The 10,931-nt window shown below is 43.0% G+C and carries 8 protein-coding genes; 4 read left to right on the top strand and 4 right to left on the bottom strand.

Annotated features, from left to right (window positions below; translation table 11 throughout):
- Positions 1-39 precede the first annotated feature (39 nt).
- The gene (locus KW060_RS14255) at positions 40-1,224 is read left to right on the top strand and encodes an MFS transporter (protein ID WP_249036093.1); all 1,185 of its coding nucleotides are present in this window, start codon (positions 40-42) and stop codon (positions 1,222-1,224) included.
- Here the strand turns inward: KW060_RS14255 and KW060_RS14250 are convergent, their stop codons facing one another.
- The 4 genes from KW060_RS14250 to KW060_RS14235 form a co-directional block, all read right to left on the bottom strand.
- A complete protein-coding gene (locus tag KW060_RS14250; RefSeq protein ID WP_249036092.1) occupies positions 1,225-2,715 on the bottom strand; it encodes a M48 family metalloprotease in 1,491 nt (496 codons plus the stop codon).
- A gap of 12 nt (positions 2,716-2,727) precedes the next feature.
- Complete coding sequence (locus KW060_RS14245) at positions 2,728-3,540, bottom strand: thermonuclease family protein (protein WP_249036083.1); 813 nt, start codon at positions 3,538-3,540, stop codon at positions 2,728-2,730.
- A 30-nt stretch (positions 3,541-3,570) separates the two neighbouring features.
- Positions 3,571-4,404, bottom strand: coding sequence for a hypothetical protein (locus KW060_RS14240; RefSeq protein ID WP_249036078.1), 834 nt, complete (start codon positions 4,402-4,404; stop codon positions 3,571-3,573).
- A 201-nt stretch (positions 4,405-4,605) separates the two neighbouring features.
- On the bottom strand, positions 4,606-5,736 hold the full coding sequence (locus KW060_RS14235; RefSeq protein WP_249036076.1) for a PepSY-associated TM helix domain-containing protein: 1,131 nt from the start codon (positions 5,734-5,736) through the stop codon (positions 4,606-4,608).
- 118 nt (positions 5,737-5,854) lie between these two features.
- Here KW060_RS14235 and KW060_RS14230 point away from each other — a divergent pair, with 118 nt between their 5' ends.
- The 3 genes from KW060_RS14230 to KW060_RS14220 all read left to right on the top strand — a co-directional run bounded on the left by KW060_RS14230 (position 5,855) and on the right by KW060_RS14220 (position 10,922).
- Positions 5,855-7,573 (top strand): alkaline phosphatase D family protein, encoded by a 1,719-nt coding sequence (locus KW060_RS14230; RefSeq protein WP_249036074.1) that lies wholly within the window; start codon positions 5,855-5,857, stop codon positions 7,571-7,573.
- 59 nt (positions 7,574-7,632) lie between these two features.
- Positions 7,633-8,607, top strand: a complete 975-nt coding sequence (locus KW060_RS14225) for a 4Fe-4S dicluster domain-containing protein (protein WP_249036072.1) — start codon at positions 7,633-7,635, stop codon at positions 8,605-8,607.
- Between the two features lie 110 nt (positions 8,608-8,717).
- A complete protein-coding gene (locus KW060_RS14220; protein ID WP_249036070.1) occupies positions 8,718-10,922 on the top strand; it encodes a penicillin acylase family protein in 2,205 nt (734 codons plus the stop codon).
- Positions 10,923-10,931: the final 9 nt, after the last annotated feature.

Below are 10,931 nucleotides of genomic sequence, written 5' to 3'. Positions count from 1 at the left end.
CTGTTAATGTCCGCCTTAATAATTACAGGGTAAAGTAAAATGGACGAAGTTAATCAAAAGAAAGCCAAACTCGCGCTGATCTATATGGCCGTGATTATGGCACTCGTATTTTCAGTATGGCAGGTGATGCTGAATAATTTCACGGTTGAAAAGGCCGGTTTTTCCGGATTTGATATCGGAAGTCTACAATCCGTGCGTGAAATTCCAGGTTTTCTTGCTTTTACCGCTGTCTTTATTCTTGTTTTTATCCGCGAACAAACATTTGCGATTACGGCGCTTGGGGTGTTATCGGTCGGCGTACTGGCCACGGGATATTTCCCAAGTAATGCGGGGCTTCTTATTACGACATTTATCATGTCGGTTGGTTTTCATTATTTTGAAACCATAAACAGCAGCCTGACGTTACAGTGGTTACCGAAAAATCAGGCGGCATCATTTATGGGGCAGGTGATTGGTTATAGCTCATTTGCAGGGTTATTGGCATTTGCCGCTGTGTGGCTATTATATAAACAAATCGGCCTTGATTATATCTGGATTTACACCATTTTTGGCACGCTTGGGATTGCCATGGTATTGCATCTTTGGTTCATGTTTCCAAGGTTTGAAAATATTGTGCCGCAACGCAAAAAACTGTTCCTTAAAAAACGTTATTGGGTTTATTACTTGCTTACCTTCTTAAAGGGTGCAAGACGTCAGATTTTTATGGTTTTTGCCGCTTATCTGATGGTGGAAAAATTTGGCTATACACTTGATGAAATTGCCGCGCTTTTCCTGATTAATAAGGCGGCGAATATCGTTATTGCACCGCTTCTTGGTAAAATGATTGAAAAGATCGGTGAACGAAAAGCGCTGACCATTGAATATGTTGGTTTGGTGGGTGTTTTTGTTGGTTATGCTGTGGTGGAAAGCGCCATGATTGCCGCGGTTTTATATGTGGTTGATCATTTGTTCTTCGGGCTAGCCATCGGGATTAAAACTTATTTCCAGAAAATCGCTGATAGCGAAGACATGGCAGCGACACAAAGTGTTAGCTTTACCATTGACCATATTGCGTCGGTGGTTATTCCGATTACATTTGGTGTGATTTGGATGTCTGATCCATCGCTTGTGTTTTATGCGGGTGCGGGTTTTGCGTTTTTATCATTGATTGCATCGAACCTGATACCGAATAGCCCGGCACCAGGGAACGAATTTATCTGGTCGAAAAAACGGCTCGCCGCCTGATTATTCCCAGACAACCAGTTTTAAACGTTGGCCGGCACGGATCATCGAATTGTCATTAAGGCCGTTCATCGCCATAAAGCGTTCTTTTTGGTATTTGTCGAATGCCATTCTACTCGAAAGGCTATTAATGCTATCACCACTTGCCGCACGAATAACACGGATTTTACGGCCTTTAATGGCGGCTGCTTCCTGATCCGATAATTTATTAAACGTATATGATGTACGCTGCAGGCTTTCTGAAAGGCTATTATACTTACTTTGCGGGGTCAGCATCAAGAAATGGTACCCATTATTTCCGCTATGCTGAATGGCGATAAGGCGGACGATATAATTCTGATTATTCATGGACATTGTCGTATAGCCGGTCGCAGCTGCCATGCCATTAATGTCTAAATCTTGTAAACTTTGCATGGCGTTTTCAATTTTATATTTTTGCCAAAGTTCAGAGGCATGATCACGTACTGATTTTCCATTCATATTAGCACCTGCAAAAATGATTACCGCGCCTTCCGCTGTTCCAGTTCCGCGTGCCATCACGACCTGTGATGAATTTTGAAGTATGTAATTATCAGGAACAGTGAATTTAAATTTCATGGATGGATGCTTAAATTCTTTACCGTCAATAATGCCTTGCTTTGGATCATCGCCAAAACGCATTCCATCGATAATATTGAAATACACCTCTTGATTACGGTTTCTGCTGTTTTGTGGGATACCTGTTTGTGTGGCACCTTGGAATGCACGTGCCACACGCTCTTGAGTGTTTGGATGGGTTGATCCGAAATCAGTACCGCGGCTTTCCCCTTCGCGGTTTGCGAGGGTCAGTTGTAATTTATGTTCGTTATCTAGGCCGTTTAACATGCTTGATGCTGCATATGGATCAAATCCGGCGCGGCTGGCATATCGAATGCCCAGCTCATCGGATTGATGTTCCTGGTCACGGGAATAGCTCATTAGATAAGCTTGTGCCCCTTGGCCAACACTATTGGCAAGGGCGCTGTTTCCTGTGGCGGCACCGACCAGTATGGTACCAAGACCAGCAAACATTTGATTGTTATATCTTTTGGCAGAATGGCGCGCGGTCACGTGACCAATTTCATGACCGATGACGGACGCCAGTTCAGATTCATCATTCACAAGTGCCATAATCCCGCGGGTGACATAAACATAACCGCCCGGAAGCGCAAATGCGTTAACAAGTGGGGTATCAAGTACTGTAAAGGTAAATGGATAATCGCTCAGTTCAGAATTGGCCACTAGCCTTTGGCCCATGTCATTCACATATTGGGTGATACGCGGGTCATTATATGTGCCTCCGTTATCTTTTAGAATGCCTGGGTGTGCTTCTTGACCTATGGACATTTCCTTTGATGGTGACATAAAGGGGGTAAAATCTCGTTTACCTGTTGCCGGATTAACGGTGGTACATGCCGCAAGAGTTAGAGGCAGAAGAATCGTGAATGCTTTTTTTATTTGTTTTTCAAATATCATTTATGTGTTCCTTCACTGTATCACCAGTTGTTCGGGATGCGTTAGATCGATTGACGGACCATTGTAATATTTTAGCCAGCCACGAACAAATATATTTTTACCCTTTAAATAGGACAGATTTATGTCTTTTTCTTCGAACATTTTTTTAACCCGGTTGGGGATGACAATGGTGAAATCTTTGCGGTAATCTTCGCCGAAATTCAGGTATGTATTATTTCTGACTGTGGCGACTTCTAATACTCTGCCGGATATCACTTGAAAACTATTGGTGTGGTCACCTGAATTTTCCTGTGGTTTTATTTTATAAAAATCCAATGCCCATATACCCATGTCACGAGTGCGCGCTTTATATTCTTCGGTGTACATTTCGCCTACGATGCTGCGGTTGTCAGCAAAACTATAAACCCGTGCCATGCCCTTTTTTAGCATTTCGCCCTGAACCCATGTGCCATCTTCAAGGAATAGATGCGCGAGCGCACGCCCGTATCGGTCCATCTTCCTGCCACCATAATAAAGAGAAACCGTTTTTCCCATTACGATTTGGCTGAGTGCGTCTTTTGATTCATATCCAAGGGGCCATTCAATGAAATTTTTTCGGCCTAATGCGATTTTTGGAGCTTGTAATCCAACCAATCTTACTTCCGTACCATTTGCAAGCATCACGGTATCGCCATCGACGACTTCAGTGACAGTGGATGAAAAATTATCCTCCGTTTCCGGTTTTAAAGATGCGCGAATTAAATCACTTTCATATGCAAAAAGCACATTGAAAGTGGATATAAAGGTAAAAAGAATGGCAAGAATAGTTCGCATAAAAGCGATCATACAGTGTCACTTAAATACGTCAAATTGTTATTAAAAACCGATGGTATCGGATTTAAAGGATTGCTCTATTTTCTTTGTTTCAAGATTTGCGTTTTGTTGATCTTGATATTGTGCTTCTTGTTCTATAGTCAGGTTCAAGGATTGATTTTGTTTAGCACGGTCAGCCACTTTATTTAGTGATTTTGAAAGATTGATATCATTCTGTTCATTATCAGATTTTAATTCGTTAAGTGTTGCGCGTGCATCTCTTAACTTATTTGTGACTTCAGGGCGTTCCCCAATTTTTGATGAAGGATCATTCTTAGAGACCTCTACACCCGGCACATTAATTTGAGGTTTGAGATCTTCTGGCTTTGGCGCTGCCGTATCTTCATAGAGCTTTTTATGGGCTATAAACTCTGCTTGTGCTGCTTTTGTATCTCTTTTGCCACGAAGTTTATCTTGTTCAACACCGACGGCAATACGCTTATTATCTTGAACGCTGCGTTCTGTGTCTATTTTCACGGATTTATTATCTTGAAACTGTAATAGTGTCAGCATGTTGTTGGCTGAAAAAAGTGGCTTGCCCGGCATCGGTCCACTTGCCTTTTGTGCGTAAGCAGGATTATCAAAAACCTTATGATCGCTATCCGCTTTAATTGTTTGGCTGTTTACGTGGCGAAGGCGAATGTCTTTTTTATCACGGGTATTCGCGATTTCAGTTTTTTGTTGGTCTTGATTAACAGCATCCTGATTGGTGCGTAACTTAATGTCCTGCTTCTTTTGAAGCTGGTTTTCCTGGGCTGCTTTAATGTTGTGGTTGTGCGATAGACCATATGCCGATTGTCCGGCAAACGAGCCCGCAACGCTTTCAATCGCTGACACGACTAACTTCTCCAACTTAACTCAATCAGGATTTTTATGATTTTTGTGATGCCCTGATACTATTACTATACTCAAAACTATTTATGCTCTTTTGGCGGCATTTATTAGTCTATATATTCAGTGATAAAAAAAAGAAGTTAATGGTTTGTTAACGATTATTTTCAATTTTAGCCAACTCGCGATTTTATGGAAAAATGTAATTTATGCGCGTGCTTTTTTTGCTTTTCTACCTGTTAAAGGTTTAATGTATTTTCGGTATGCGAGTGCAAGCCCAGTCCAGACGAGAATGGCTGCAAAGAGTGATACAATACCCGCCACTGTTTGTCCTATTATGCCGAGTGCCTCACCCGTGTGAAGAAAGCGGATGAAATATCTGGCTTGTTTACCTGTGGAATAATCCTGATATGGTTCCCATTTGGCTGTGCCACCATCTGCGCGGCTTAAATAAAGGTCCGCTTTTTTCTGCGGTTCGCCGCCATTTCCTGTATCAACTGAAAATCTGACATTTTCATCGGTCGCTTTAGGATATGTCATGGTGATGGTTGTCCAGTTTTCACGCATGGTGACGGCTTTATCAAACATACTTTCAAAGGGAACGTTTTGATCAAATGTTGGCGCGCCCGCATTTTGCGCGCCTCTATTCCTGACCGGCGGTTCTTCGCCGGCCATTTGATACACAAGATTATTGGCCCATGAATAATAAAATACGGTCGCGGTTGCCACGATTACGATCAACGGAATTGCAGACCAAATACCCATTACATTATGCCAGTTAAAATCGCGGGCACGTGATGAATTTGTTTTTCTGAAGAAAAGAATTTTCTTGAAATTTTCTTTTGTAAATACGCGAGGTAACCACAAGTACATTCCTGATATAACAATAAATAAAAACATCAAATTGGCAGCACCCGTAAACATACGAGCGGTTGAACGGTTTTCACCGGTCATAAGCAGCCATCTGTGTAAGCTGCGCATATCACTGAAGAAACCCTTTACCCCTTTGGGGCCGTTTCCTAAGATTTCACCATTATAGCGGTTGATATAGTAATAATCGCCACCGCGCACAACAACCGGAGCTTCAGGATTATTTTCGAGCTTTACACTGCGTAGCGGCTTTTCGCCAAAAGCGGCGTTATTTTTTGATAAAATTTCATCAATAGAAAGCGGTGCTTCACCCATTGGAACTTCACGGTCATATGAGCCTTCTGCCCATGAAATCATCTGTCTTTCATAAGTCAGAATAACCCCTGTAACAGACATGATAAAAATTAGAACACCAGCAATGACACCACAAATAAGATGTGGCCAATAGATCAGCTTGCGAAATTCCATGATGCGCACTCATATTAATATTAATAATTATTATTATTATCAAGCAATATTAAGAATGATTCTTATTAAGTCAAATAGATTTTATTAATTTTACTTATTTTTGTAATGAAGCTAATTTATGATCACAAAAAATAATCACGATAAACCAACGGGAACAACCATGGAAAAAATCAATAAAATACGTCGCGGTATTTTGAAATCGGTGCCAGCTGGCGCAGCACTCGCTTTAAGCACAAATGCAAGTGCGCAGGAAAAATATACCAACATCAAATTTGATCATGGTGTTGCCAGTGGTGATCCGTTACAGGACCGCGTTATCATCTGGACAAGGGTTGCGCCGCAAGATGCCGGTTTTTCCGGTGATATTTCCGTTGAATGGGAAATGTCAGAAACGGACGATTTTTCGTTGGTTGTCAAAAACGGAAACGCGCAAACAAATGCTGATCGTGATTTTACTGTTAAGGTTGACACAACCGGATTAAAAGCGGGTCAGAAATATTTTTATCGTTTTCGTGTTGGTTCCAATGTCTCTGTGACGGGTGAAACAAAGACATTGAACGCATCGGGTCTTGATGAATTAAACTTGGCTGTGGTGTCATGTTCAAATTACCCATGGGGTTATTTTAATGGGTACCGTGCGATTGCGGAAAGCGGACCGTTTGATGCGGTGCTTCACCTTGGTGATTATATATATGAATATCAGGTTGGTTTTTACCAATCCCCCAATGCCGCCAAAATGGGTAGGCTGGTTAGCCCTGAACATGAAATAAAATCATTATCTGATTATAGAACAAGATATGCACTTTACCGTGCGGATGAAGATCTTCAGGAAATTCACAGACAATATCCGTTCATTACCGCATGGGATGATCATGAATTTGCCAATAATGCCTATATCCAAGGGGCGCAGAACCATAGTGATGATGAGGGCGACTGGACGAAACGCCGAAAAAATGCGGCAAAAGCATATATGGAATGGATGCCAGTACGTGTGACCGAAGGGGGCCTGCCAACAGTTAGGTCATTTGAATTTGGTGATCTTGCGACCCTTGCGATGCTTGATACCCGTATTGTGGGTCGTGAAAGACCGCTTGAATATGGCCGTGATGTTGAAATTGTTGATGGCAAACCGGATTATGCCGCATTTCACAAACGCCTTGAGACAGAAGAAAGATCATTGATCGGTCAGGAACAGGAAAAATGGCTTGATAAAACGCTCGCGCAATCAGCCAGTCGAAACGTACCATGGCAGATATTAGGGCAGCAAATCATCATGAGTTACCGCCCCGAACCACCACTTGATAATGTTTTTACGCCGGAAGAAATAAAAACATTTTCGGCGGGTGAACAGCTTAGTATCGAGGTCGCGCGTGAACAGGGTGGTTTTTATAATCCGGATGCCTGGGATGGATATCAACCGGCCCGTAAACGCGTGCTTGATATGCTTGATAAACATGATGGCAATCCAATTGTTTTAACGGGTGATACCCACTGTGCTTGGGCTATGTCGCTTACCGATAAAAAGGGTGGCAAGCATTATGGGGCGGAATTTGGCGTTCAGGGCATTACATCGCCGGGCCGTGGGGACCGTCTTCCAAAAGTAAAACAAGTGGAACAAGCCTATTATGATCATCTTGATCATATGGCGCTCGCGAACCTAAAAGGGCGTGGTTACATGACCCTTAAAATTACGCCTGAAGAAACGATTACCAATTGGTATGTTTTATCGACAATTGAAAGCCGTGAATTTGATGTCGAACTCAGAAAATCGCTAAAATATCAAGCGGGTGATGTGCTTGATGGTAAAGTTGATCTGATCGATATGACGAAGGGGTAACCCCCGTATACTTGAAAGTTACCATATTTATTCGTAAGCTTTAAATCAGGGAGCATTAAGTGAAGAATAAATATAAAAATTTCAAGCCAAGCGCAGAACAAATGGCATTATGGCCGGATGTATCGGGAAATGATGTTAATGGGCGCGGGGAAACGGAAATTCGGCCGCCATCCCCCATATATTGGCAAACGCCATCAATGACCCCGTTCGGCCCATTAATGAATTTTTTTGAAAAGCACGCCCACCCGGATGAAGACTTATACCGCACCCAAATGGAAACGGACCGCATTCGCGATACAGAAGTGCCGCCCGCATCAAGCGTCCGTATTGAAAAATCATCGGCCAATTGGACTGATGAATTAAAGTCTGTCGGCCTTGATAGTGGTGCGGTATGTGTTGGTATTACAAAAATGCGACCTGAATGGATTATTGACGGTTTTGAAGTGCCCTATGATACCGTTATTACCATTGGTGTTGCCATGGATTTCGAAAACTTGAAAACAGCACCGGAACCACCGGCCGCGGTCGAGGTTGTCAAAAAATATGGCGAAGCACACCTTGTTACCCATGCCATTGCCACGTGGATCCATGAACAAGGTTGGAACGCCATTTCATATGGCGGATCAAATAATGTACCTATTCAGCTAATTCCACCTGCCCTTGAAAGCGGCCTTGGGGAGCTTGGTAAGCATGGGTCACTTATAAACCGGGTAAATGGTTCCGTTTTAAGGCTAGGTGGACTTGTAACCAATATGCCGCTTGTTACTGATACACCGGATACATTTGGTGTTGATGATTTCTGTATCAATTGTAAAGCGTGCGAGAATATCTGCCCACCGGATGCCATCAGTGCGGATAAGCAAATGGTAAGAGGTATTGAAAAATGGTATGTGGATTTTGATAAATGTCTGCCGTTTTTTAATGAAAGCACAGGATGCGGTATGTGTCTTGCCGCCTGCCCCTGGAGCCGTCCTGGCATCCAGGAAGGATTGATTAAAAAGATTGCTAAGAAAAAAGCGTCGAGGGCAAATTAACAGATCAAGAAAACGTTATTAGAAGTCCTTTCTTTTCAATTGAAAAGTTACGCAAATTGGGTAAGCTCATACCCCATAATAATGAACCAGAAAAATCAAGGGGTCTTTCCATGCATAAAGCCTTAATTTCAATGTTTTTTGTTTTCTTACTTGCGTCATGCGGTTCGGAACAAACAAGTGAGCCATCATCTACTGATACTATGGAAGTGGCACATAGATCGCAGAATGTCACCATTTACCGTGATGAATGGGGTGTGCCGCATATCCACGGTAAAACGGACGGTGATGCGGCCTTTGGTATGGGATATGCACAGGCAGAAGATAACTTTGAACAGCTTGAGCTGGGTTTCATTATGGGAACAGGTCGCCTATCCGAAATTCTGGGTGAAGATGCGGTGATTGCCGATTGGGTGGTCCATAGTTTTGAAAATAATGAACTGTCAAAACGCGATTATGAAAATGCCTCACCGGCGATTAAAGCATTACTTGATGGTTATGCGGCGGGTATCAATTATTATATGGAAACCCATCCTGAACTGGAAACACGTCTGCTTGATCATGTTGAGCCATGGTATTCATTGGCGTTAATCCGTCGTTGGTATTATCTGGGCGGTTTCTTAAGCCGCCTAAGGTTCACAATGGATGAAAGAACCGCTGCATTTGAAGCGATTAATGGCAATGACCTTGAAATGGCACAAATGGATTATCCGGAAATTGATCCGGAAGACCGTAAAGAGTTTGGTTCAAACAGTTGGGCCGCGAATGGTGCAAAAATTGACGGTACTGGTTCCATGTTATTCATTAACCCACATTTGCCAGCATTTGGTATTGGTCAAACATACGAAGCACATATGCTGTCTGATGAAGGATGGAATTTCACGGGTTATGCCCGTTTTGGTTATCCGCTTCCGTATATCGGGTTTGGTGAAAACCTTGGCTGGATGAGTACTGATAATTTTAGCAATCAGGAAGACAGCTGGATCGAACATTTTGATGATCCTGAAAACCCACTTTCTTATACATATGGTGATGGCACACGCGAAGCTACCGAATGGGAAGGTGAGATTAAAGTGAAAGACGCAGGCGTGCGCAAAGTCAAATACCGTAAAACCCATCATGGTGCGGTGGTTGCCATGCGTGATGGCAAATATTTAAGCGGCATGTTCGCCACTTATGATCAACCGGGTTGGCTTGATCAATGGTATAATATGCAACGTGCCAGCAACCTTGAAGAATTTACCAAGGCCATTGAACCGCAACGCATGAATTTCGGTAACATCATGTATGCGGATCGTGACGGTAATATTTGGTATATTTATAATGGTTCAGTTCCAATCCGTAAGGACGGGTTTGACTGGAACACTGCGGTGGACGGAAGTAACCCTGATGCCGACTGGCAGGGATATCATTCGCTTTATGATTTGCCGCAGGTGAAAAACCCTGTTTCAAACATGATGCAAAATACCAACACGACACCGTTTAACGCTAGCATGTCGGAAAGCGATGCGAAGGAAGAAGATTACCCATATTACATGGTCCGCGAAGGGGATAATGCACGTTCGCGCAACGCGAGACGGATTTTAAATAAACATGAAGTGTTTGATTATGACACGTGGGTTTATGAAAGCCTTGATACAACAATGGTCGAATGGGATATTTCAAAACCGATCATCAATGATGCATATGCCGCGACCTCAGCATCAAATACGGAACGTGCGGCAAAACTTGCACCAGTGATTGAAATGTTAAATGCGTGGGATGGTGTCGCAACACTGGAAAGCATTGCACCAACCGTATATGTGGAATGGTTTGAAGGATTATACAGATCAAAACCACGTGGTTCAGAATTTACGGACGAAGAAGTGATTGATTATCTTGAGCGTGCAGTAGACCTGCTGAATGACAATTTTGATACGTGGCAAGTGGCATGGGGTGAGATGAACAGGTCACAGCGCCCACCACTGAATGAAGCAGGGGACCCTGTTTTCGATGATAACGCACCAAGCATTGCCACTGTTGGTGTGCCGGGTTGGTCCGGCGGCAGTCAGATTGTTTTTAATAATCGTCGTGACGGATTAAAGAAACGCTATAAAACTGGCGGTAACAGCTATACGGCCGTGGTGCATTTCCCATCTGGTGATGAGAAAGTAAAATCAAAATCTATCCATGTGTTTGGTGCAAGTGCCGATCCAAGTTCCCCGAATAATATGGATCAGGCCGCGATGCTTGCCCAAAAACAATATAAACCAGCATGGTTATATCTTGAAGATGTAAAGGCAAACGCCGCTCGTTCCTATCACCCTGGTGAGGAATAAGATTGCAAT

This window comes from Pseudemcibacter aquimaris (assembly GCF_028869115.1).
GTDB classification, from domain to species: domain Bacteria; phylum Pseudomonadota; class Alphaproteobacteria; order Sphingomonadales; family Emcibacteraceae; genus Pseudemcibacter; species Pseudemcibacter aquimaris.
Note: the sequence above shows the minus strand (reverse complement) of the source record. Positions and strands in the feature narration are given on the sequence as shown.